The sequence below is a fragment of the Rhodococcus sp. EPR-134 genome (assembly GCF_001647205.1).
Taxonomy (GTDB): Bacteria; Actinomycetota; Actinomycetes; order Mycobacteriales; family Mycobacteriaceae; genus Rhodococcus_F; species Rhodococcus_F qingshengii.
Window position 1 is genome coordinate 1 of sequence record NZ_LVCT01000725.1, and the last position, 22,955, is coordinate 22,955.

The 22,955-nt window shown below is 62.2% G+C and carries 25 protein-coding genes, 1 pseudogene and 1 riboswitch; of the genes and pseudogenes, 15 read left to right on the forward strand and 11 right to left on the reverse strand.

Annotation, left to right across the window (positions count from 1 at the left end):
• Positions 1 to 384: adenylosuccinate synthetase (locus A2J01_RS31405; RefSeq protein WP_197494341.1), on the forward strand; the 384-nt coding region annotated here is incomplete at its 5' end.
• Between the two features lie 52 nt (positions 385 to 436).
• Here the strand turns inward: A2J01_RS31405 and A2J01_RS31410 are convergent.
• Together A2J01_RS31410 and A2J01_RS31415 are read right to left on the reverse strand one after the other, a co-directional pair.
• A complete protein-coding gene (locus tag A2J01_RS31410; protein ID WP_064114294.1) occupies positions 437 to 907 on the reverse strand; it encodes a 5' nucleotidase, NT5C type in 471 nt (156 codons plus the stop codon).
• A gap of 45 nt (positions 908 to 952) precedes the next feature.
• Positions 953 to 1,183: a hypothetical protein gene (locus A2J01_RS31415; RefSeq protein WP_003944349.1), complete on the reverse strand. Its 231-nt coding sequence runs from the start codon at positions 1,181 to 1,183 to the stop codon at positions 953 to 955.
• Positions 1,184 to 1,244: 61 nt separating this feature from the next.
• On the opposite strand from A2J01_RS31415, the gene yczR reads away from it, so the two are divergent.
• Positions 1,245 to 2,720: a MocR-like transcription factor YczR gene (yczR, locus tag A2J01_RS31420; protein WP_042452149.1), complete on the forward strand. Its 1,476-nt coding sequence runs from the start codon at positions 1,245 to 1,247 to the stop codon at positions 2,718 to 2,720.
• A 47-nt stretch (positions 2,721 to 2,767) separates the two neighbouring features.
• Positions 2,768 to 3,871, forward strand: coding sequence for a class I SAM-dependent methyltransferase (locus A2J01_RS31425; RefSeq protein WP_054781779.1), 1,104 nt, complete (start codon positions 2,768 to 2,770; stop codon positions 3,869 to 3,871).
• Between the two features lie 60 nt (positions 3,872 to 3,931).
• Here A2J01_RS31425 and A2J01_RS31430 read toward each other — a convergent pair whose 3' ends face one another.
• From A2J01_RS31430 to A2J01_RS31440, 3 genes are all read right to left on the reverse strand, one after another.
• Positions 3,932 to 5,032, reverse strand: a complete 1,101-nt coding sequence (locus A2J01_RS31430; RefSeq protein WP_042924245.1) for a CaiB/BaiF CoA transferase family protein — start codon at positions 5,030 to 5,032, stop codon at positions 3,932 to 3,934.
• A gap of 107 nt (positions 5,033 to 5,139) precedes the next feature.
• Positions 5,140 to 7,206 carry an ABC transporter ATP-binding protein gene (locus tag A2J01_RS31435; RefSeq protein ID WP_003944426.1) on the reverse strand — a complete coding sequence of 689 codons (2,067 nt, stop codon included), beginning with the start codon at positions 7,204 to 7,206 and terminating at the stop codon, positions 5,140 to 5,142.
• Complete coding sequence (locus tag A2J01_RS31440) at positions 7,203 to 8,936, reverse strand: ABC transporter ATP-binding protein (protein WP_007726810.1); 1,734 nt, start codon at positions 8,934 to 8,936, stop codon at positions 7,203 to 7,205. Before A2J01_RS31440 ends, A2J01_RS31435 begins: the two co-directional genes overlap by 4 nt.
• A 653-nt stretch (positions 8,937 to 9,589) precedes the next feature.
• Here A2J01_RS31440 and A2J01_RS37275 point away from each other — a divergent pair.
• The 5 genes from A2J01_RS37275 to A2J01_RS31460 all read left to right on the forward strand — a co-directional run bounded on the left by A2J01_RS37275 (position 9,590) and on the right by A2J01_RS31460 (position 13,722).
• On the forward strand, positions 9,590 to 9,712 hold the full coding sequence (locus A2J01_RS37275; RefSeq protein ID WP_019749478.1) for a hypothetical protein: 123 nt from the start codon (positions 9,590 to 9,592) through the stop codon (positions 9,710 to 9,712).
• Positions 9,713 to 10,074: 362 nt separating this feature from the next.
• Positions 10,075 to 10,221: a hypothetical protein gene (locus A2J01_RS31445; RefSeq protein WP_007726811.1), complete on the forward strand. Its 147-nt coding sequence runs from the start codon at positions 10,075 to 10,077 to the stop codon at positions 10,219 to 10,221.
• 240 nt (positions 10,222 to 10,461) lie between these two features.
• Positions 10,462 to 11,967, forward strand: coding sequence for a GGDEF domain-containing protein (locus tag A2J01_RS31450; protein WP_231783042.1), 1,506 nt, complete (start codon positions 10,462 to 10,464; stop codon positions 11,965 to 11,967).
• Positions 11,968 to 12,007: 40 nt separating this feature from the next.
• Entirely contained in the window at positions 12,008 to 13,243 is a 1,236-nt protein-coding gene (gene purT, locus A2J01_RS31455) for a formate-dependent phosphoribosylglycinamide formyltransferase (RefSeq protein ID WP_064114295.1), read from the forward strand.
• Entirely contained in the window at positions 13,240 to 13,722 is a 483-nt protein-coding gene (locus tag A2J01_RS31460; protein WP_007726816.1) for a DUF456 domain-containing protein, read from the forward strand. Before purT ends, A2J01_RS31460 begins: the two co-directional genes overlap by 4 nt.
• On the opposite strand, the gene A2J01_RS35535 is transcribed toward A2J01_RS31460, so the two are convergent.
• Both A2J01_RS35535 and A2J01_RS31470 read right to left on the reverse strand, forming a co-directional pair.
• Complete coding sequence (locus A2J01_RS35535) at positions 13,626 to 14,465, reverse strand: amidohydrolase family protein (RefSeq protein WP_223304639.1); 840 nt, start codon at positions 14,463 to 14,465, stop codon at positions 13,626 to 13,628. The two genes, A2J01_RS31460 and A2J01_RS35535, sit on opposite strands and share 97 nt — an antisense overlap.
• A 109-nt stretch (positions 14,466 to 14,574) precedes the next feature.
• Positions 14,575 to 15,972, reverse strand: coding sequence for an FAD-dependent oxidoreductase (locus A2J01_RS31470; protein WP_064114297.1), 1,398 nt, complete (start codon positions 15,970 to 15,972; stop codon positions 14,575 to 14,577).
• A gap of 230 nt (positions 15,973 to 16,202) precedes the next feature.
• Here A2J01_RS31470 and A2J01_RS31475 point away from each other — a divergent pair, with 230 nt between their 5' ends.
• From A2J01_RS31475 to A2J01_RS31485, 3 genes are read left to right on the forward strand one after another with little or no spacing between them, the layout of a single operon-like run.
• The gene (locus A2J01_RS31475; RefSeq protein WP_064114298.1) at positions 16,203 to 16,628 is read left to right on the forward strand and encodes an Rv0361 family membrane protein; all 426 of its coding nucleotides are present in this window, start codon (positions 16,203 to 16,205) and stop codon (positions 16,626 to 16,628) included.
• 46 nt (positions 16,629 to 16,674) lie between these two features.
• Complete coding sequence (locus tag A2J01_RS31480) at positions 16,675 to 17,103, forward strand: rhodanese-like domain-containing protein (protein ID WP_007726822.1); 429 nt, start codon at positions 16,675 to 16,677, stop codon at positions 17,101 to 17,103.
• Entirely contained in the window at positions 17,100 to 18,323 is a 1,224-nt protein-coding gene (locus tag A2J01_RS31485) for an O-succinylhomoserine sulfhydrylase (RefSeq protein ID WP_197494342.1), read from the forward strand. The genes A2J01_RS31480 and A2J01_RS31485 overlap by 4 nt, the downstream gene beginning before the upstream one ends.
• 43 nt (positions 18,324 to 18,366) lie before the next feature.
• Here the strand turns inward: A2J01_RS31485 and A2J01_RS31490 are convergent, their stop codons facing one another.
• Both A2J01_RS31490 and A2J01_RS36155 read right to left on the reverse strand, forming a co-directional pair.
• Positions 18,367 to 18,963, reverse strand: a complete 597-nt coding sequence (locus tag A2J01_RS31490; protein WP_047269470.1) for an alternate-type signal peptide domain-containing protein — start codon at positions 18,961 to 18,963, stop codon at positions 18,367 to 18,369.
• Positions 18,963 to 19,160 (reverse strand): hypothetical protein, encoded by a 198-nt coding sequence (locus A2J01_RS36155; protein WP_143541223.1) that lies wholly within the window; start codon positions 19,158 to 19,160, stop codon positions 18,963 to 18,965. Before A2J01_RS36155 ends, A2J01_RS31490 begins: the two co-directional genes overlap by 1 nt.
• Positions 19,161 to 19,254: 94 nt before the next feature.
• Between A2J01_RS36155 and A2J01_RS36160 the strand changes: the two genes are divergently transcribed.
• Positions 19,255 to 19,536 (forward strand): hypothetical protein, encoded by a 282-nt coding sequence (locus A2J01_RS36160; protein ID WP_156519462.1) that lies wholly within the window; start codon positions 19,255 to 19,257, stop codon positions 19,534 to 19,536.
• 460 nt (positions 19,537 to 19,996) lie between these two features.
• Positions 19,997 to 20,494, forward strand: a complete 498-nt coding sequence (locus A2J01_RS31500; protein ID WP_064114301.1) for a hypothetical protein — start codon at positions 19,997 to 19,999, stop codon at positions 20,492 to 20,494.
• Between the two features lie 123 nt (positions 20,495 to 20,617).
• On the opposite strand, the pseudogene A2J01_RS31505 reads toward A2J01_RS31500, so the two are convergent.
• Positions 20,618 to 21,097: pseudogene (locus A2J01_RS31505) on the reverse strand (HAD-IIA family hydrolase); the annotation flags it as partial.
• A gap of 37 nt (positions 21,098 to 21,134) precedes the next feature.
• Entirely contained in the window at positions 21,135 to 21,902 is a 768-nt protein-coding gene (locus A2J01_RS31510) for a sulfite exporter TauE/SafE family protein (protein WP_003944404.1), read from the reverse strand.
• Positions 21,903 to 22,101: 199 nt separating this feature from the next.
• A riboswitch (SAM riboswitch) is annotated at positions 22,102 to 22,196 on the forward strand.
• A 7-nt stretch (positions 22,197 to 22,203) separates the two neighbouring features.
• Here A2J01_RS31510 and A2J01_RS37545 point away from each other — a divergent pair.
• A complete protein-coding gene (locus A2J01_RS37545) occupies positions 22,204 to 22,281 on the forward strand; it encodes a putative leader peptide (RefSeq protein WP_350318888.1) in 78 nt (25 codons plus the stop codon).
• Between the two features lie 110 nt (positions 22,282 to 22,391).
• On the forward strand, positions 22,392 to 22,955 hold a 564-nt coding region (locus tag A2J01_RS31515), incomplete at its 3' end, for an ABC transporter permease subunit (protein WP_156519463.1).

Below are 22,955 nucleotides of genomic sequence, written 5' to 3' on the forward strand. Positions count from 1 at the left end.
CGCGCTCGTCGTACGGGATGGTTCGACGCTGTCATCGCGCGCTACGCGACGCGCGTCAACGGCATCACCGACTACTTCCTCACCAAGCTGGACGTGCTGAGCAGCCTCGACACCGTGCCGATCTGTGTCGCGTACGAGGTGGACGGTGTCCGCCACGACGAAATGCCGATGTCACAGAGCGATATTCACCACGCCAAGCCCATCTACGAAGAGATGCCCGGCTGGTGGGAAGACATCTCGGAGGCTCGCACCTTCGAGGAACTGCCGCAGAATGCGCAGAACTACGTGCTTCGTCTCGAAGAGCTTTCGGGTGCGTTCATCTCCTGCATCGGTGTCGGCCCCGGCCGCGACGAGACGATCGTCCGGCGCGAGATCGTCCGCTAGTTCGTTCCCTCGAAATCCCCGCTCATGCAAGCATGAGCGGGGATTTCGTGTTTCAAGCCAGCTTCGACAAGTGTGCGGTGACGGTCTTCCAGTCGGGAAACTTGGTGCTGCCGAACTTGATCCACTCGCCCTCGAATCGATCTGCTCCGTTTGCTCCGCGGTCGTCGACGAGGTAGTCGCCACGATTGAGGTGTTTGTGGTGCGAGAGGATCAGACGTTTGTATGCGACGCTGCCTTCCTCCATTCCGAGGTGCTCTTGGACCCACAGAACCTTGTCGTGCCAGGCTGTGGCGTTCTTCCACGGCGCTGTCGAGAGGATGTAGGTGTCGAACTGCTGTGCCAGTTGGTGGTAGGCGTCGATAGCGCCGTCGAGAGGATCCATGCGAGAGAAGATGTGCGGCGCTTCGTCGAGGTCGTTCTGGTACTTCACTCGGACGCCGTCGGTCAGGCGATCGATGCCCGACTGGAAGTTGACCAAGGTGTTGTCGAGATCGATATAGAGAATCTTTTTGGAAGCCGGCATGGGAACCCTCTCTGGAGACTTTCTGAGTGCGAAAAGAGTCCAGTTTTACGCAACTGGACTGAGATCAGTGAATTCTTCCCCCTGATCACAATCGCACGGGGGTCTGACAGCGTCGTTCTCGCGGTCTGAAGTCTTGTCGTGGAAGATGCCGCCGAGGGGTGCTGCCAGGCGAAACTGCTCCAACCGAATGTATGTACCTTCACCTTCGGCGGGCGCGAAGAAGTAGACGAGTGCCACGAAGAGTCCGATGCCGATCAGGGTTGCGAAGGTAGTCATGGACATATGATCAACTCGACTGGTATTGAGTTACATAGCCAAGTTGTCGATACTGGACTGCATGATGACTCGAGTTCTCGGTGCCCGTTCGCTTGCTCGCGATCTGGGATCCTGGCAGGAAGAGTCCGGACGCAGGCCCGCGTACCGTGCGCTTGCCGACGGTATCCGCCTGCTCGTGCACGACGGTCGCGTTCCGCTGGGAGTCGCACTGCCGAGTGAGCGTGAACTTGCGGCGGTACTCGAACTCAGTCGAACCACGATCACGTCGTCGTACTCGGTGCTGCGAGACGAGGGGTACCTGATCAGCAGGCAGGGGTCGCGAAGCACCGTGGCATTGCCTGCCGGCGCGCGGCCGAACGGGTTGATGTTCCGCTCCCATCAACCCGGGCCGAGTGGACCCGTCGTCGACCTCAGTTACGCGGCGATGGCAGCTCCCGCCGCTCAGGTCGAACTGGCGTATGCGTCTGCGCTGCAGGAACTTCCGAACTTCCTTCCCACACACGGGATGGAACCGGTCGGGATCGCCGACTTGCGTGACGTGATCGCGCAGCGCTACACGGCGCGGGGTCTTCCCACCACCGCCGAACAGATCATGGTGACCTCGGGTGCGCAGCACGCGCTTCGATTGTTGCTGTCGGTGCTCACCTCACCCGGCGAGCGAGTGCTGGTCGATCATCCGACGTACCCCAATGCGCTGGAAGCGATTCGGCGAAACGGCGCTCGGCCCGTACCGGTTCCGGTCCGACCGGAGTTCGCGGCAGCCGGAGCCTGGGATCTCGACGGGATTCGTAGTGCAGCAAGGCAAACCGCTGCCAGAATGGCATACCTGATCCCCGACTTTCACAACCCGACCGGCCTCTGCATGGACTCTTCCGGCCGCGCCGAGCTTGCGAAGATTGCGCACGAAACGCGAATGACTCTGGTCGTCGACGAGACGATGGTGGATCTGTGGCTCGACGCACCACCGCCGGCGCCGGTCGCCTCACATGGGCGAGGCGCAGCGAAAACCGAAGTGGTGACGCTCGGTTCGACCGCGAAGTCGCTGTGGGGCGGGCTACGTGTCGGTTGGATTCGCGCCGATGCCGCGCTCATCACCCAGTTGGTGGGGGCGCGTGCCGCGGTCGACCTCGGTACTCCCGTCATGGATCAGTTGGCAGCCGCTTACTTGCTCGCCGACGACCGCTCGTTGCTCGAACAGCGTCGCAAAGTTCTGCGAGAACAGCGTGCGGTACTCCTCGGTGCGGTGGCCGAGCATCTGCCGGACTGGCGTCCCACCATCGGTTCCGGCGGAATGTCGGTCTGGATGCGAATGTCCGCGCCCGTCTCGACGGCGTTGGCGGCGGTGGCACCCAACTTCGGCGTACTCCTTGCCGCCGGCCCCCGTTTCGGCGTAGAAGGTGCGTTCGAACGATTCATCCGCGTGCCGTACGCACGTTCTCCCGAGGACCTCATTCGCGGCGTTGCATCCATCGCCGCTGCGTACGACACTCTCGCGACGGATCGCGACACGGCAGACCAACGAATGGTCGTCGTCTGAGAACTGGGTACACACCCTGAAAGTGGTGTGAAACCAGGAGGTAGGGCATGACGGCGGTAGACGGTACAGGCGCAGCGGGAACCAGTGCGGCGGAAGCGCTCGCAGAACGATTGTTCGCGGCCACGCTCGGGGCATCGGAGCTGCAGGCCGTGTATCTGGGCGACCGGTTGGGCTGGTATCGCGCGCTGAGCGATCACGGCCCGCTCACGTCGACGGAGCTGGCGGACCGGACAGGGACCGTCGAAAGATATGCGCGGGAGTGGCTCGAGCAGCAGGCCGTCGCCGGTTATGTGGACGTCAATTCGGATGCCGATCGCCGGTACAGCCTGCCGCAGGCCCACGCCGATGTTCTGGTCGACGACGAGAACCTACTTTTCCTGGCGCCGCTGGCGAGGCTGTTCGTCGCGACGACGTCGTCGATGCCACGTCTACTCGACGCTTATCGTCACGGCGGGGGAGTCACGTGGGAATCGATGGGCCCCGATGCTCGCGAGGGTCAGGCGCTGCTGAACCGGCCGATGTATCTCCAGCAGCTCTGTCAGCAGTTTCTGCCGGTGGTCACCGACCTGCACGCCACACTTACGGACGGCGGGCAGGTCGCTGATCTCGGGATGGGGGAGGGCTGGTCGTCGATCGCGCTCGCCCTCGGATACCCGAAGATAGAAGTGCACGGCTTCGACGTCGACGCGGCGTCGGTGAACGCTGCCCGTCGTAACGCTCATGATCGGGGGGTGGACGACCGCGTGCATTTCTCGTTGGTCGACGTCGCCGGACAGGCTCCTGAGGCCGGGCGAGCCGATGCCGGGACCTACGACGCCGTCTTCGCTTTCGAGTGCCTTCACGACGTTCCGGATCCGGTGGGTTTTCTGTCCACGGCTCGGGCGATTGCCCAGCCGGGCGCTCCGGTGATCGTGATGGACGAACGAACGGCGGATGAGTTCGATCCCGAGGCGGGTCCGATCGAGCAATTGCTGTACGGATTTTCGCTGACCTGCTGCTTACCGGACAGTCTTTCGCATCCGGGAAGCATTGCCACCGGGACGGTGATGAGGCACTCGACACTCGAAAGCTATGCCAAGGCGGCAGGTTTCGAGCGGGTGGACGTGCTGCCGATCGAGCACGAGATGTTCAGGTTCTACAGGTTGGGCTGACGCCCCGTGCGCCTTTTTGGTTGCAGTAACTACCAAAAAGGCGCACAGGGGCCGAAGGCCCTAGGTCCAGACCGTATCGATATCCGTCGCCTCACGCGCCGGCGCAGCAGGCGTCGTGGTGGGCGTGCGCGAGAAGCGCGGTGCGGGAGCATGCTGGGTGACGCCGTCCAGTTCGATGAGCGAACCGCGGGCTGCGATGTGTTCGTTGGACGGAGCCTCGGCGAAAGTCAGGACAGGGGAGACGCAGGCGTCGGTGCCGAGGAAGATCTTGGCCCACTCGTCGCGAGTCTTGGACAGGAACTTTTCGGTGAAGAGCTTCTTCATGTCGTCCCACTTGGACGTGTCCATCTGGTGAGGGAGCGTCGCGGGATCGAGTTCGAGGCCCTCGAGCAGCAATGCGTAGAACTGCGGTTCGATGGATCCGACGGCCATGTACTTGCCGTCGGAGGTCTCGTAGGTGTCGTAGAACGGAGCGCCGGTGTCGAGGAGATTGACGCCGCGCTCGTCGGACCAGACGCCGCGACCGCGGAATGCCCACATCATGTGGGAGAGCGCGAGGGTTCCGTCGACCATTGCCGCGTCGACGACCTGGCCCTTACCGGACGTCGAGCGCTCGACGAGAGCCGACAGAATGCCGAAGATCAGGAACATGGAACCGCCGCCGAAATCGCCGACCATGTTGAGCGGCGGCACGGGACGTTCACCCTTGCGTCCGATGGCGTTGAGGACACCGGTCAGTGAGATGTAGTTGATATCGTGACCGGCGGCGTTGGCGAGCGGTCCTTCCTGTCCCCAGCCCGTCATACGGGCGTAGACGAGGCGCGGATTGCGCTCCGAGACCACGTCGGGTCCGAGTCCCATGCGTTCCATGACGCCGGGGCGGAAACCCTCGATGAGGACGTCGGCGCGGCCCAGGAGATCGAGCACTTTCGCGACGTCGGCCGGGTCCTTCAGGTTGGCCTCGACGATGCGGCGGCCGCGCTTGATCTGGTCGGTTGCGTTCGAGTCCTGCGGAATCTGCCCTGCGCGCTGCACGATGACGATGTCGGCGCCCATGTCCGCCAACAGTGTCGCGGCGTGCGGGCCCGGTCCCAATCCAGCGAATTCCACGATCCGAATGCCCGCGAGCGGGCCCTTCTTCTCCACAGCTTCTGCAGACACACGCACTCCCAATTCAGACGGTGACAACACTTCTGACCCGACGGTAACGTGTCGAATCGATCAGGTGTGCTCCGGGGCACTGTGTCCACCGAGGGAGGCGCCGATCACTAGACGGCGGCACCCTCGAACTGAGCGTTGTAGAGACGGAAGTACGCGCCCGCCGCTGCGATGAGTTCGTCGTGTGTGCCCTGCTCGACGATCTTGCCCGCCTCCATCACGACGATCAGATCGGCGTTACGGATGGTCGAAAGCCGGTGCGCGATGATGAAGCTGGTCCGCCCGACGCGCAACGCGGACATTGCTTGCTGCACAAGCTGTTCCGTACGTGTGTCGACCGAGCTCGTCGCCTCGTCGAGAATCAGCAGCGACGGCTCCGACAGGAATGCACGAGCGATCGTGATGAGCTGCTTCTCGCCGGAGCTGATGTTCGACGCCTCCTCGTCCAGCACGGTGTCGTACCCGTCCGGGAGGGTGTGGATGAAGCGGTCGACGAAGGCAGCGCGTGCGGCTTCGTGAATCTCGTATTCGCTGGCGTCGAGTCGGCCGTATGCGATGTTGTCGCGGATCGTGCCGCCGAAGAGCCAGGTGTCCTGCAGAACCATGCCGACGTGCTTGCGCAAGTCGGAGCGGCGCATCTGCGAGATGTCGACGTCGTCGAGAGTGATTCGGCCGGAGTCGACTTCGTAGAAGCGCATGAGCAGGTTGACCAAGGTGGTCTTGCCGGCACCGGTGGGCCCGACGATGGCGACCATCTGCCCGGGCCGGGCCGTGAGGTACACGTTCTCGATCAACGGCTTGTCCGGCTCGTACCGGAACGAGACGTTCTCGAACTCGATGTGACCGACGTTGCGATGACGTCCGGCGGGCTCGGGGAGGAGCGGCACGTCGATGTCGGGCGACTGCTCGGGTTCGTCGAGAAGCTCGAAGACCCGCTCCGCCGACGCGGCTCCGGACTGCAGGCTGGTCGACATGGACGCGATCTGCGTCAGTGGCTGGCTGAACTGGCGCGAATAGACGATGAAGGCCTGAACGTCACCGAGTGACATGTTGCCGCTGGCGACCTTGAGAGCGCCGACCACAGCGAGCAGCACGTAGGTGATGTTTCCGACGAAGTTCATGACCGGCATGATCAGGCTGGAGAGGAACTGTGCGCCGAAGGACGCGTCGAGGAGCTTCTTGTTCTGCTCGGCGAATTCACGCTCGGCTTCGGCCTGATGCCCGTACACGCGTACCAGGTCGCGACCGCTGTAGTTCTCCTCGATCTGCGCGTTGATCTTGCCCGTCTCGGTCCACTGAGCCTTGTACAACACCTGTGCTCGCTTGGCGACCCTGGCAACGAGGAGCACCGATACCGGCACCGCGATCAGTGCGATCAGGGCGAGCATCGGAGAGATGACGAACATCATCGTCAGGACGCCGAGGACGGTGAGCACCGACGTCAGGAGCGAGGTCAACGTCGACGACAGCGTCGACGAGATGTTGTCGATGTCGTTGGTGACGCGGCTGAGGATCTCGCCGCGCGGTGTCTTGTCGAAATACGGAAGGGGGAGACGGTGAAGCTTCGCCTCCACCGAGGCACGCAGGTTGTAGATGGTCTTCTGGACGATGATGTTGAGGAGGAATGCTTCCAACCAGGCAAGCAGCGACGAGAGCAAGTACACGCCGATCGCGAGCATGACGACTTTGCCGATGGCGTCGAAGTTCAGACCCACACCGGGAACGACGTCGGTCGAGTTGGCGACAAGATCGGCGAACGTCGAATTCCCTGATGCCCGGATGGCGTCTGCGGCCTGCTCGCGGGTCAGTCCGGCGGGCAGGCTCTTGCCGATGAACCCGGCGAAGATGAGGTCTGTCGCGTGACCGAGGATTTTCGGCACTGCGACCGACAGCGCGATGCTGGCGATCGTCGCAACGACGACACAGAAGACTGCAAACTTGTGCGGCTGCAGAAGCGAGAGAAGCCGCTTCATCGTCGCCTTGAAGTGGCGAGGTTTGGTGTCCGTCGCGGTCAGCGCGGGCTTCGGCTCTTTGTCGGGGGTCTCGGGGTTACTCGACTTCGCATCCCCGTCCGCGGATTCAGGTTCGCTCGGGATCTTGGCGAACACCACCGTCGGGGCATCGTCGAAGTACTGGCTGTTGGGGCCGCCCCATGTCGGGTCCTGCGGGCTGGTCATGCGCTCATCTCCGCGGGAATCTGGGAAGCCACGATCTCTTGGTACGTCGGACAGTTGGCCAGAAGGAACTGATGGTCGCCGAGGCCGACCGGCGCACCGTCTTCGAGGACCATGATCTGGTCGGCATCGATGATCGACGCGACGCGCTGAGCCACGATGATGACCGTCGAATGAGTCGAAACCGTCCGGAGTTCGCGTCGGACCGCGGCGTCCGTATGCATGTCGAGAGCGGAGAACGAATCGTCGAAGACGAAGATCCGGGGTCTGCGGACCACCGCTCTGGCGATGGCGAGACGTTGTTTCTGTCCGCCCGAGAGATTGCCGCCGCCCTGCGCGATCGGTGACTCGAGACCGTCGGAGAGTTCCCGGACGAAGTCGTCTGCCTGGGCGATGGTGAGGGCTGCCCAGATGTCGTCGTCGGTGGCGGTCGGGTTTCCGTAGCGGATATTGCTCGCGATCGTGCCGGCGAACAGATAGGCCTTCTGGGGCACGTATCCGAAGTTGGCGAAGAGTTCGTCCTGATCCCAGCCACGGACGTCCAAGCCGTCGACCAGGACGGCGCCGGCTGTGACGTCGAAGAGCCGGGGGATGAGTGAGACGAGGGTCGATTTGCCACTGCCCGTACTGCCCACGATCGCGGTGACCGTGCCTGGCATGCATCGCATCGAAACATTCGACAGAACCGGCGTTTCTGCTCCCGGATACGTGAATCCGGCTCCACCGAACTCGACCACGCCGTATGGGCTGGTCGGGCGAAGGGGCTGGGCCGGCGCGGGCACGGTCGCCTCGGTGTCGAGTACTTCGGTGATGCGGTCGGCGCACACGGCGGCGCGGGGGATCACGACGGCCAACATGGTCGCCATGACCACCGACATCAGGATCTGCATGACGTAGGCGAGGAAGGCGCTGATCTGTCCGATCTGCATGTCCCCGGTGTCGACCAGATGCGCGCCGAACCACAGGACCGCCACGCTCGACAGGTTGGCGATCAACATGACGGTGGGCAGCAGAACCGCCTGGTACCGGCCGATGAGGAGCGAAGTGTCGGTCAGTTCCTTGTTGGCCTTGTCGAAGCGGATCGTCTCGTCGGGTTCGCGAACGAAAGCGCGAATGACACGCATACCGGTGAGCTGTTCGCGCAGTGATCGATTGATGTTGTCGATCCGCGTCTGCATCGTCCGGAAATGCGGGATCAGCTTGGCCACCACGACCGAGACGGTGATGCCGAGCAGTGGTACCGAAATCGTCAGGAGCCAGGACATCTGCAGGTTCTCGCGCAGAGCCATGATGATGCCGCCGATGCACATAAGTGGGGCGCTGACAAGCATCGAGGACGTCAGCATGACCAGGGCCTGGATCTGCAGGACGTCGTTGGTGTTGCGTGTGATCAGCGTCGGCGCACCGAAACTGTTGAATTCGCGATCCGAGAAACTGCCGACTGCCTTGTAAAAGGCGCCTCGAACGTCGTGGCCGAAGCCCATCGACGATTTTGCAGCCAGATAGGTCGATGCGACCGACGCGATGATCGACGCAAGCGAGACCAGGAGCATGATCCCGCCGGTGGACATGATGAATCCGGTGTCGCCTCGGGCGACGCCGTCGTCGATGATCCGCGCGTTGAGTGTGGGGAGGACCAACGACGCGATGGCCCCGAAGAGTTGCAGTGCGAGGACCCCGGCAAGCAACCAGCGGTACGGCGGCAGGTACGTCTTGAGGAGTTTTGCTAGCACGACGGTTCCCGGTGAGTTGCCTCGGTTGCCGCTCGTTCGCGATTGATCACACGCACACGGTATGACAGATCGCGGTCGAGGTTGGCACCGACTCTGACGATTGCATCCTTTTGTCCTAATTGACTGTGATCTCGAACACACTCGAATTCGAGATTGGATTCAGGTCACAGCACCTGAACTGCAGGTTTACATATTAATCCAATGTGTCACGTTTTCGCTTGGACAGAAACAAACTGGACGTACGTATTTAGCTTGGCTACAAAGACGTGGAGCGAACAAAACGTGCGCCGCGTCATAGATATTCATGCAAGGAGTCACATATGGGATCCCTCGGAAACCTCCTTAAGGCCAACGGTATGGGCTGGGGCATTCTCCAGCTTCTGCCCCTGGTCAACATGCTCAAAACCCTTCAGGGGCTGGACACCGCGAGCTCGAACTCCTGACGTTCGACCTCGAGAAATCTTCCGAAACAACACAGGAGTAGTCGCATGACCTCGATTCAGAATCTCGACGCCTTCCTCAAGAGCGTTCTTGCATTCGTGACCAAGTTGAACGCGGGATCGGCAGACGGCTCGGGTTCGGCCGGTTCGGCCGCCGAGTAGTTCTCGGTCCTCACTTCATCTCAACTGCATTCCGACAAAAGGAGGCCCGACATGGGTTCATTCGAAGACTTCAGCGGCGTCGTCAAGACGTTCATTCCGGTGCTCAAGGACCTGTTCACGGCACTCGGTGGTGGCTCTCTCACCCCTGGGACGGGATCGGCGGCCGATAAGTAAGTCCAGTTTGTCCGAAAGTGTGGCTCGCAGTTGTCTGCGGGTCACACTTTTCGGCTTTTCACTGTGAGCTAAATCACATTATGGGACATTCTGGAGGGTTGATTTGCGCTTTGAACTGCAATTATCCGTAAAGGTGTGACCGAAAGTCCGCATTGATAGCTATTAGGTAGCTAGACAAGTGTGGAAAGCCGGTCTATAAATGCAGGCAGCGCCAAGTAAGTGCGCTACATCACAGCTCGGGATGTTGTTCGGGGGGCGGTTCAGCCATCCGTGCGGCAGAAGTTCCCGAACCATCTCGGCCACCGCCTGCGGCCGGAATGGCGCTGGAACATCACATCACCTCACATACAGGAGAACCTCCTATGTTCGGATCACTCAGCACCCTCGGACCCCTGCTCACCGCGCTCGGAGCTTTCCTCAAGTCCGTTCCCACCGAATCGCTGTCCGGCAAGGGCGAGGGCTCGTCCACCGGTTCACTCTCGGGTCTGTCCAGCGGATCCGCCGAGTAGTCATCCCTTCCGGCAGGTCCATTCGGCTCTGCCGATCGGATTGCATGCAGGTGCCCTCTGTCCACTGTCGTGGCCGGAGGGCACTCGCGTTTGCGGAGATGGTCGCAGCTGCCGTTTTGGCATGTGAACACAGAACTGCGAGTGGCAGCACCTGCGTACGATGGTTCGACGACATCGGCATACGGTCACCGCGACGTCCGGTGCTCCCGAATTCAGAGGTAGCCGACCGCGAGGTGACGCATGGTAGGGACGAGTCGCTTTCTGCGCCTTCTCCTAGTGCTGGCCGTCGTACTTGCGGCATCGTTGATCGGCATCCTCACGCGCCCACCAGGTTTGCTCGCGACTTTCTGGTGTGCCAACGCCATTCTGCTGGGAATGATGGTCAGATGGCCGGTCCTGATCGAATGGCGGACGTGGATCGCCGCGGCCGTCGGATACGTCTGCGCTGACCTGATTACGGGCAACTCGCTGTCGCTTGCCCTGCAGCTGAACGGGGCCAACCTCGCCGGAGTGACGCTCGGTGTTCTCGTTCTGTACTACTTGAAGCGCACACCGTTCCGATTGGTCGATTCGCAGTCGCTGGTATGGATGGTCTTCGTTTCGTTCGTCGCGGCGACTGGTACCGCGGCCACGGCCGGCGCCTTGGACCGGCTCTTACGCGGTCAGTCCTTTGCCGACACGTTTTTCCACTGGGGTGCCACCGAGGTCATGGCGTACCTGCTGGTCCTTCCTCTCATTCTCACTCTCACCATCCCGTCGAGCCTTGCCGAGTTCCGCAGGAAACTGACCGCCAGAACTGTCGCCGCTCTGAGCGTTCCGCTACTCGCCACTGCAGCCTGCGTGCCGATCGCCCTCAGTATCGAAGGGCCGATTGCGCTGGTCTTGCCGATTCCAGCTCTCCTCTGGTGTGCCACTCGCATCTCGGTTCCGAGCACTGCCTTCGTTTCAGTGGTCTGGTCGGTGTGGTCACTCATGATGGCGGGTAGCGGTCGACTCGACATCGGAGATCAAGCCGCCTCGACGTGGAACGAGGACGTCATCACATCCATAGCGGTCACGCTGATCGCGTTGGGGCCGATAGCGGTTGCCTGTGCGACCGAGGAACGCCGTGCTGCCGAGCGTGAGCTCTTCCTTGCCGTCGAATTCGACCATCTGACCGGGGTCCTCTCGCGCGGTGCGTTCCTCGGCCACGCGGAAGCGGAACTTGCCGACGCGGCTCGCACACAATCTCCGGTCGGCCTGCTGATGCTCGACCTGGACCACTTCAAGAGCATCAACGACACGCATGGACATATGACCGGTGACAGCGTTCTCGCGAACTTCGCCGAGCGGGCCGCTGACCGATTGTCGGACGGCGATCTGATCGGAAGGCTCGGCGGCGAGGAGTTCGCCGTTCTGCTTCCGGACTGCAGCTACGCGCGAGCAATCGATGTCGCCGAGGCGGTCCGCGGCGCGCAAGTCGAGTACTCGGCCGAATCAGATGTGACGAGCACCGTCAGCGTCGGCGTCGCGTGGGTCGATCATGCGACGCCGGCTCTGTCGACCCTCATGAGCGTCGCAGACGAGGCTCTGTACGACGCCAAGCGTGCTGGGCGCAACCTCGTGAAAGTGCACCGCGTCGGCAACGACACCGTGCCGCAACGGAATTCCGAGCCGGACACTGCCACCCGCACCTATCGCAAACCTGCGCTACCCCGAACGATCCGGCGAGGATTTGGCCGCGAAGGTGTGGTGGACGGCCGATAACCGCGCTGACCTGCATCGGGATTGGCATATAGTCGCACCTATGCAGCTTGATTCGACGCCTTCGCCCCTGCCGACGCTTCCGCTCCGATTCGGAACCCCACTGACCGAGAACTCCATCCGCGTGATGATGTTGGGATCAGGCGAGTTGGGTAAGGAAGTTGTCATCGCGCTGCAGCGTCTGGGCGTCGAAGTGATTGCGGTGGATCGGTATCCCGATGCCCCTGGGCACCAGGTGGCTCATCGTGCTCATACCGTCGACATGACCGATCCGGAAGCACTGCTTGCCGTCATCGAGTTGGAAAAGCCTCACTTCGTGGTTCCCGAGATCGAGGCCATCGCGACGGATGCGCTTGCACTCGTCGAAGAACGCGGGGGTGCGGTGGTCATTCCGACCGCCCGAGCCACCCAGCTCACGATGAACCGTGAGGGAATCCGTCGGCTCGCGGCCGAGGAGTTGGGCCTGCCCACTTCGCCGTACGCTTTCGCGGACTCGCTTGCCGAAGTGCAGGCAGCGACAGACCGAATCGGTTTCCCGTGCGTCATCAAGCCAGTCATGTCCTCGTCGGGGAAGGGACAGTCGACGGTTCGATCCGCCGAAGATCTCGACGCCGCATGGGATTACGCGATGGCCGGTGGTCGTGTGAATCACGGCCGGGTGATCGTCGAAGGCTTTGTCGATTTCGATTACGAGATAACGCAATTGACAGTTCGAGCCGTCGGTGAGAGCGGTCAGGTCGAGACGTCGTTCTGCGAACCGATCGGGCACCTGCAGGAGGCCGGAGACTACATCGAATCGTGGCAGCCGCAGCAGATGTCCGCGGTTGCCCTCGCCTCGGCCCGAGACGTCGCCGAGAAGGTGACCACGGCTCTGGGCGGGCGAGGCATCTTCGGCGTCGAGCTATTCGTGAAGGGCGACGACGTCTTCTTCTCCGAAGTGAGCCCACGGCCGCACGACACCGGATTGGTGACTCTGCGGACGCAGCGACTTTCGGAGTTCGAACTGCATGCCCGCGCGATCCTGGGCTTGCCGGTCGACACGACGCGCACGTCTCCGGGAGCATCGGCAGTGATCTACGGCGGAGTGGAGGCAAAGGGGATCGGATTCGACGGCGTCGCCGAGGCGCTCGCGGTTCCCGAGACGGACCTGCGGCTCTTCGGCAAGCCGGAGAGCTTTACGCGTCGTCGCATGGGTGTTGCAGTGTCGACGGCCGCCGATGTGCCTACTGCACGCGACCGTGCTCGCGAGGCTGCGTCGAAGGTGCGTCCCGTCGGATGAGTCCAGCGGCCGAGGTCCTCGTCGGGCTGGTCATCCTGGTCGGTCTGATCGGTGTCGTCGTTCCGATTCTCCCGGGGACGCTTCTCGTTTTCGGTGCAATTCTGGTGTGGGCGATCATGACCGGTGGTGCCACGGCGTGGACGGTGTTCGCGCTGTCCACGCTGGCACTGGTGGTCACCGGGATCGTGAAGTACACGTGGCCGGGCAAGCGGATGAAGTCCGGGGGAGTGCCCAACCTGTCGGTGGTGGTCGGCGGCGTCGTCGGCATCATCGGGTTCTTCGTGATTCCGGTCGTGGGCTTGTTCCTGGGATTCATCGTCGGAACGTATTTCGCGGAACTAGCGCGGCTGCGCCGTTACGACATCGCTTGGTCGTCGACGCTTCACGCGGTGAAGGCAGTCGGATTGTCCATGCTGGTGGAACTGTTCGGAGCGCTGATCGCGGCGGGGCTGTGGCTGGGAGCCGTTGCGTTCACCTGAGCGCAGCGGTACCAGGAGCGGGCGTTGTCGCACATGACCGCGGGCAGGTCGTCGCCGACAGCGTCGGCGATCACGTCCAGGTCGTGGACCTCGAACGCTCGACGTGCCCGTGTACCGGGTAGATCGGTGCCGAACATCAGCGCAGCGGGATTGACCGCGTGGATCTGGCGCAGCACATCGCTGACGTCGGAGATGGTGGTGCGGCCGAACCCGGTGGCTTTGACGCGCACTCCGCGGTCGACGAGGTTGAGGAGATACGGCAGTCCGCGGGTGGACATTCCCAAATGGTCGATGCTCACCGCGGGCAATTTGGCGAAGACCGGTTCCAACGACAGCAACAGCGTGGCATCGACGTAGAACTCGGCGTGCCAGCCGACCAGATCGAATGCGCGGTTGGCAAGATCGGCAAGCAGACGCAGGTCGGTGGCGCCGCGGCGCAGGTTGAACCGGACGGCACGTACTCCCAGTGCGTCCAGAGCAACGATGTCTTCATCCGTCGCATCGAGCGGCAAAGCAGTGACGCCCACCCAGCCTTCACCGAGTTCGGACAAGGCAGCTTTCAGGTATTCCTGGTCATTGCCCTGGTACGACGCGGTCACCACCGCGCCGCCGTCAACGCTGAGGCCCTTCAGCGAGGCAATCCGGGCCCGGTAATCGGCCACGGTGAAGGGCTCAGGCAGGTACCCGTGATTCTCGACCAGCGGGAAGCGCGGGTCGATGATATGCACATGGGCGTCAAACACGGGGTCTATTTTGCCCTGTTGCCCTGGGTCCCTGCACACACCACCGGCCCGATGTGACCTGGGTCGCGTCGGGCCGGTGGAGGGCTTCTGTTCAGTTACTTCCGCGCACTCAGTTCGCGCGGTCGGGCTCGGATGCCTTCAGCATGTCGTGACGCTCGACGACCTTGATGCGCTCACGGCCCTCGGGCTCGCCCAGGCTGCGCTCGTGCGCGTCGAGGCGGTACCAGCCCTGCCAGGTCGTGTACGGAACCTGCTTGCCTTCGAGGAACTCGATGACGGCGTTCTCGTCGGGGTTCGCGGCGCCCGCGAAGTCGACGGAGTCCTCGAGAAGATTCGCGACGGTTTCGTTGGCGTCACCCTTGGTGTGGCCGATGAGGCCGACGGGGCCGCGCTTGATCCAGCCGGTGACGTAGGTGGCCGGCATGAACCGGGCTGCGCCCTCGGCGTTGTCGTCGGCGACGACGCGTCCGGCGTCGTTGGGGACGGTGCCGGCCTGGTCGTCGAACGGCAACTGCGTGATGTTCTGCGAGAGGTAACCGACGGCGCGGTACACGGCCTGGACATCCCAGTCCTTGTACGTGCCGGTGCCCTTGACGTTGCCGGTGCCGTCGAGCTGAGTGCGCTCGGTGCGCAGGCCGACGACCTTGACGTCTTCACCGAGGATCTCCGTGGGAGATTCGAAGAAGTGCAGGAACAGCTTGTGAGGACGGGCTCCGACGTCGCGAATTGCCCAGTCCTGCAGCGTATTCGCAACCATGTCGACCTGCTTGGAGTTGCGGCGAGCCTGCTCGGAACCCTCGTCGTAGTCGATGTCCTCGGGGTCGACGATGACCTCGATGGTCGGCGAGTGGTCGAGTTCGCGCAGTTCGAGAGGGGTGAACTTGGCCTGGGCCGGGCCGCGGCGTCCGAAGACGTGAACCTCGACGGCCTTGTTGTTCTTGAGGCCCTCGTAGACGTTGGCGGGGATCTCGGTCGGCAGCAGTTCGTCGCCGGTCTTGGCGAGAACGCGGGCGATGTCGAGGGCAACGTTGCCGACGCCGAGGACGGCGACCTTCTCGGCTTCGAGCGGCCACGTACGCGGTACGTCGGGGTGGCCGTCGTACCAGGAGACGAAGTCGGCCGCGCCGTAGCTGCCGTCGAGTTCGATGCCCGGGATGCCGAGCGCACGGTCGGCGTTGGCGCCGGTGGAGAAGATGACCGCGTCGTAGAACGACTGCAGGTCGTCGAGGGTGATGTCGGTGCCGTAGTCGATGTTGCCGAGCAGGCGTACCTGAGGCTTGTCGAGCACCTTGTGCAGGGCGGTGATGATGCCCTTGATGCGCGGATGATCGGGCGCGACGCCGTAACGAATCAGGCCGAAGGGCGCGGGCATGCGCTCGAAGAGGTCGATGCTGACGCCGCGGCCGGAAACTGCGGTGTCGGATTTCATGAGGGCGTCGGCGGCGTAGATGCCGGCGGGGCCGGCGCCGACGATCGCGACCCGGAGTGGGCGGTTGGAGTCAGTCATCGTGAGGACAGCTACCTTCTTCGAAGTTCGGACAACATATCGACAAGTATCCAATTTAGCCGAACCTAAGCACAGTGCCTCGGTTGCGGCCGAACGGATCCACACTCTCACTCGATCGGTTGTGGGTAAACCTATTCTTTCCTCCCATTCTCCTGTTGTCTCGGGTATCCGGGGTAGGGGCCTGATCCTTGACGGGCCACAATTTCTAGTTGTGGGGGACTATTGGCGTTATGAGTGACGAGCTGCGCGAATCCGACAACATCGATGGCAAGAAGGCGTCTGCGGGGCCGTTCCTCTTGGCTGTCGCCATCGTCGCCTTGATCCTGGGTGGAATCTTCGTCGCATCGTGGATCTCGCCGGCCGAGGAGAACGTCACCGAGTCGGACCGCGTGAGCCGCTCCGTCACCGACTACGTCGATGCCGAGAATCGGAATGACGCGGCGACGATCAAGACCCTGACCTGCGCGAGCTTCAATTCGAGCAACGGTCCGATGGCCGGCGTCGACGGGACGGTCGAGCTGAAGGGTGTGGACGGGGTCGCGGTCAACGGCGATCGCGCCCGGGCCGACGTGACGATCACCGGTGGCGGAGCGGGCGAGCGAGTCTCGACCTGGGCCCTGACCCGTGACGGCAACCGTTGGGTCGTCTGCAACTGACGGCCCGCTCAGGCGCTCACGGCAGTCTTGTGAAAACATGGACTACGTGAGTTACGCAGGCGATCTGACGCCGGAGCAAGCCTGGGAGCTGCTCCGCGAAAACCCCGACGCCGTGCTGGTCGACGTGCGGACCGATGCGGAGTGGAAGTACGTCGGTGTCCCCGATGTGTCCTCCCTCGGCAAGCAGGCCGCACTGATCGAATGGGTGAGCCACCCGACTGGCGCGCGCAATGACAACTTCGTCGACCAGTTGAAGGAAGCCGGCATCACTGCTGATTCCTCCGGGTCGGAGCGTCCGGTGATTTTCCTGTGTCGATCCGGACAACGTTCCATCGGTGCGGCGGAAGCTGCGACTGCGGCGGGCATCGGCCCGTCGTACAACGTGCTCGACGGGTTCGAAGGCGCATTGGGTGCCGACGGACATCGCGGACTTGTAGGTTGGCGGGCCATCGGCTTGCCATGGAGGCAGCAGTGAGCGGAATTCCCCAGGGTGGCGCATTTCAACGAGCGCTGCCGGACGACGTCGGTCTCGGCACCCTCGGTGTTCGCGGCGGACTGATGCGTACCGGGTTCGAGGAGACTTCCGAAGCGCTGTTCCTCAACTCCGGATTCGTCTACGAGAGTGCAGAATCCGCCGAACAAGCCTTCACCGGCGAAGTGGATCATTTTGTCTACTCCCGCTACGGCAACCCGACGGTCAAGATGTTCGAAGAGCGCCTGCGTCTCATCGAAGGTGCAGAAGCCTGCTTTGCGACTGCCAGCGGAATGTCGGCAGTCTTCACGGCGTTGGGCGCACTGTTGGCCAACGGCGACCGATTGGTGGCTGCGCGCAGCCTCTTCGGATCCTGCTTCGTCGTGTGCAACGAGATTCTTCCGCGCTGGGGAGTCGAGGTCGTCTTCGTCGACGGTGAAGACAACGCGCAGTGGGAAGAGGCGCTGTCCGTGCCTACCACGGCAGTGTTCTTCGAGACGCCGTCCAACCCGATGCAATCTCTCGTCGACGTTCGACGGGTGTCGGAGCTTGCTCATGCAGCCGGTGCAAAGGTAGTGCTGGACAACGTCTTCGCGACGCCGCTTCTGCAGCGCAGCCTCGATCTGGGCGCCGACGTCGTTGTGTACTCCGGCACCAAGCACATCGACGGTCAGGGGCGCGTGCTCGGTGGCGCGATTCTCGGAACCGAGGAATACATCAGTGGTCCCGTCCGAGAACTGATGCGGCACACCGGTCCTGCGCTCAGTCCATTCAATGCGTGGACTCTGCTCAAGGGCCTGGAGACGATGCCGGTCCGTATTCGGCACTCCGTGGCTTCGGCACTCGAGATCGCCGAATTCCTCGAAGGACACTCCGGCGTCAAGTGGGTCAAGTATCCGTACCTGACGTCGCATCCGCAGCACGAGCTCGCGAAGTCTCAGATGAGCGGTGGCGGAACGGTTGTCACGTTCGAGCTCGATGCGCCTGACGGAGAGGGCAAGAAGCGGGCGTTCGAGGTTCTCAACGGCCTGCGCGTCATCGACATCTCCAACAACTTGGGAGATTCCAAGTCGTTGATCACTCACCCCGCCACGACAACGCACCGGGCCATGGGTCCGGAAGGCCGTGCAGCAGTGGGTCTTACAGACGGCGTTGTCCGTCTGTCCGTCGGGCTCGAAGACACGGCTGATCTGTTGGCTGATCTGAAGCGAGCACTCGGCTGAATCGCTGGAGCGCCTTGCCTCGAACTTCCGACGGCAAGGCGTTCTACGGTGCGGGCGTGAGACCCAGTTGTTTGACGTCGATCGTCAACGCCGTCGTATTCAGTGTGAGACCTGAGCTTGTCGTGTCGGTGGGGTAGATCGTGAACAACACCTGCGCCGTCAGATTGGTGTTGTTCAGCGCCGACGTGACCGCGATGAGGTTCGGCGTCGGTGCTGTGCTGTCGTACAGCAGATTGTTGCTCTGATCCGTGACGTACGTGCGAAGGTCGATGTTGGCGGCTGCGAGCCCGCCGCTCAACTTGGTCTTGTCGACTGTCACGTTCGCTTTCAGACGGGGGCCGGTGGCCATCACCTTCGAATCGCAGAAATACGTGTAGTTGAATCCGGGCTTGAGCCGGTAGGTAGTGATGTCCGGGATATATACGAGTGGATTCGGATTGGTGGGCGCGTTGACGTAGACCTGCGAATACCAGCCCCCGCCGCTCGTGGTCACGCACGCTCCCAGATCCAGGGTCCCGGACTGGACAGCGGCGCTTGTCAGGGTCGCACTGTCGGTCCACTTCGCCAATGTGCCCGAACCGCCGAGCAATACGGCTCCGGCCGCGGCAACTGCCATGGCAGCTTTCGTTGTCTTTCTCATCACGGCACCAGCGCCTTGATCTCGTCCGGCAGTTCGCTCGGGGTAGGAGATTCGGCCCAGACTCCCGTTGACGTGTCGATGACGGCGACTCCGGAAGGGGTGATTACGTATAGCTGATCGGTACCGGTGAGCCAATGCAGGACAGCGTCGCTGTCGACGGTACCTCGATAGACTTCAGTACCTGATGAATTCGACACGGACACAACGGTTCCAGTGGAAGTCGAGAGCTTCTGTGCACTGTGACCGGTAGTGGTCACCGGGGTGCCGACGGGGGCCTCGCTCGGAGTGGTCGTGGCTGGTGGCACCGTTGTCGTTGTCGTTGTGGGCGGCGGCGAAGTTGTAGTCTGTGACGAGGTGGTTGTCGACGGTGCAGTTGTGCTGGTGGTTGTCGCAGCCGGCGCCAATGTCGTGGTGGGCGTGGTGGATGAGGCGGTCGTGGAAGTGACGGCCGTGGAAGTGACGGCCGTGGAAGTGACGGCCGTGGTAGGAGTGCTCGGAGCGTCTGCCGCCAGTGCCGGCGCTGCCGATCGACTGAGAGCAGATGTCCCGCTGATCGGACCGCCACACGAGTAGAGCAGGCCGACGAGAATGCTGAATTGGTAGCCGGAGTACGACGGCGTGACCGACGTGCCGCTCAGTCCATGGATTTCGATGTTGTAGGTGCCGACGATGAGCGGGAACGCGACTGTTGTACCGCCCGAGCCGTATCTCATGGAGCCTGTAGTAGACGTTGCGGTGTAGTCATTCGATCCCAACAAGGATCCGTTGCTATCGCGGGCAATGAGACGGTATGAGCTTCCGACAGTCGCGGGCCAGGTGATCGTTACTGCGACCGGAACAACGACCGCAAAATTCACTGCGCAACTGGCTGTGCTTGGAGACGTGGGAAAGGTTGCAGCAGTGCCGAACTGAATGCTTGTTGCCGTGGCTTCGTCGGTGTACCCCGCCTTGGTGCCACCGATCTGGGACGCACCGACAACAGTGAGGCCGACCGTTGCCAATGCGACGATTGCCTTGAAGGCGTGGGAATCGTGTGACCACGCTCGCGGCCTGGACGTCTTCCGCCACGGCAACCTCGGGCAACATCACGACGGGTTCCATCAATCTGCAGTTGAACAGCATTGCCCAGCCCATTCTGACCAGGTCTCTGAATTTCAGTGAGCTTGGCAAGTCCGGAATGATTCCCGGCGATTCGAATACCGCTCTGATCAAGGTCAACAACCTGGGCACAGGGACAACTGTCCCGCTGAAGTACACGATCACGTCTACGAGTAGTGGTGCGTTGACGACCTCTCTACGAATGACGGTTTCCTCCAACGGAACTGTTGCCAACAAGTGCACTGACGGCGCCAACGTTGTGTCCTCGCTCGCGCTGACACTCACCGCGAATCAAGCCATCGGTAGCCCCGACCGCCCACTGGCGGTCGGGGCTACCGAGAATTTATGTGTCTCGGTGCAGCTTCCGACAACACCGACACCGCCGACGAACAGCACGTCGAACATCGTCCTGACCTTCGCGGCAAAGGTGTGATGGCAATGGCCCGACACACGAAAAAACATGCAAAGGCCTCGATGCCGAACCGGGTACGGGAAGTCCTACTCAGTCTGGGAGCCCTCGCAGGCTTGGTATCCATCATCATTTTCATCGCCGGTCGTCACGCGACGGCCCGGTGGCGTCCGGGTTGGTGGCGATGAACCGCGATCCACGCTCGACCAGGCGAATGGCGGTGGTGATTGCCTCGAAGGAGTACGTTCGCGTCTCGCCGAGGACGACGTAGTCGGGGTCGCTGTCCGTCAGGACGTAACCGATGTCGTGCAGGGCAGTGGTCAGGCCCGATTCGCCGACCACGTAGGCGCTGCCGCCTGGCCGCTGGTTGGCCAGGAACGTCGCGGTTGCGAGCGCTGACGTCCAGATCGACTTCTCCGGGATGTCGAGTCCCGAATTGAGCAGGCGTGCTCGCAGGTCACGCGGGGTGCGGATGGAGTTGTTGGTGAGCACCATGTACGGGATGTCGTTCGACGCCAGCTCTGCCAGGAACGTGTCCGCTCCAGGTATCAAGTGCTCCTCGTGGACGAGAACCCCGTCCATGTCCATGAGGTAGGTCCAACCGGTCTGATCTTCTGTACTGGTCATTACTCCAGTATGTGCGGGTGGCGCCCGATGTGGGCGGTCAAGCGAGAAGGCGCCACAGGCCGATCAGGCCGACGACGACAATCGTGTAGCGCAATGCAGTGGGGGACAGGCGCCGTCCGTAGCGGGCGCCGAGGACGCCACCACCGAGTGAGCCGACGGCGATCAAACCGGCTGCTGCCCAATTGATCTGATCGAATGCCAGAGTGATGTACATCCCTGCTGCAACGATGTTGACGAGCAGCGACAGCAGGTTCTTCGCGCCGTTCATGCGCTGGAGGGTTTCCGGGAGGATGGCACCCATCACACCGATGAGAAGGATGCCCTGCGCGGCAGTGAAGTATCCGCCGTAAATGCCGACTGCAAAAGTGCCGGCGGTCAGGAGCATCAGCCTCTTGGTGGACAGCGTCGTTTCTTCGGTGGAACGCTTCTTGGCCCACGCCTGGATGCGTGGTTGGAGGAGGACGAGCGCGAGAGCGAGGACCAAGAGCACCGGAACGATGGTCTCGAACAGTTTCTCGGGTAGGTGCATGAGCAACCACGAACCGAGTAGTGCTCCGGCGAGGGACGCCGGAATCTGCCACTTCAGTCGGTCCCACTGTCCGGACAGCTCACGTCGGTAGCCCCAGGTACCCGAAACTCCGCCGGCGACGAGCCCGACCGCGTTGGACATGGTTGCGGTCACGGGCGGCATGCCGAAGGCGACCAGGGTGGGAAACGTGATCAGCGTTCCACTGCCGACCACGGCGTTGATCGCGCCCGCGCCGATACCGGCCAACAAGATGAAGAAAGCGTCGAGTCCACTCACTCCGCAGACGGTACGGCAGAGGAAAAGTCAGTCCGGACGGCGGTCCCGGTCTTCATTCGAACGCTCCATTCAACACGCCGAACGCGGCTTCGGACACCGTTGAAATCAATGCGATTTCAACATCGTAGACACTTCATTTCCCTTGCAGTGCAGGGAAATACAACATTTGACGACTCGACATTTCGCGTCTAGTCTTTGCTCACCATCCAGAGCGACCGAGAGACCTGGCTCGTCGACGTCGCAGCAACCCCCCGAGTGATCGGGAGCGGGTGCTACCGCCAGGACCGATGGAAGGCATCACATGGGTACCACTTCGCACGCTGCGCACAAGCGACGTCACATCGATCTGTGCCGCACCGCTTCGTGTCACTGTCGCTGACCGAACTCTCGTCGTCTTCGCAACTCGAGCGCACCAACTCGAGGACACAGCTGCGTTCCCATTTCCCCGAAAGGTCTATTCGTGATGTCCACTCCGTCAGGTAGCGCGCCGTGAGCGCGCCCACCGATGTCCGCCCCGAAAAGTCGGTGTCCGAGTCGCAACTTCCCGACTCGGAGCTTGTCGTCGCTCGCACCTGGCACCCGCTGCGCTGGGTGATCAGTGCGGTCGTGCTGGTCCTGCTTGCTCAGTTCATCCACGGGCTCGTCGTCAACCCCGGCTGGGACTGGCCGACGTTCGCGCAGTACTTCACCGCGAAATCAGTGCTCGCCGCGTTGTGGATGACGATCAAACTGACCCTGTGGGGGACGATCCTCGGGTTCGGTCTCGGTGTTTTCCTGGCACTCGGTCGGTTGTCGAAGAATCCGGTCCTGCAGGTGATCGCCTGGACCTACATCTGGGCCTTCCGCTCGATTCCACTCATCGTGCAGTTGCTCTTCTGGTTCAACATCACTTACCTGTACCAGACACTTTCTCTCGGAATACCTTTCGGTCCCGAGTTCTTCACCTTCCAGGTCAGCGGTGTGATCGGCGGATTCACCGCGGCAGTCATCGGTTTGGCGCTGCACCAGGCTGCATACTCGGCCGAGATCATTCGCTCCGGAATCATCTCGGTG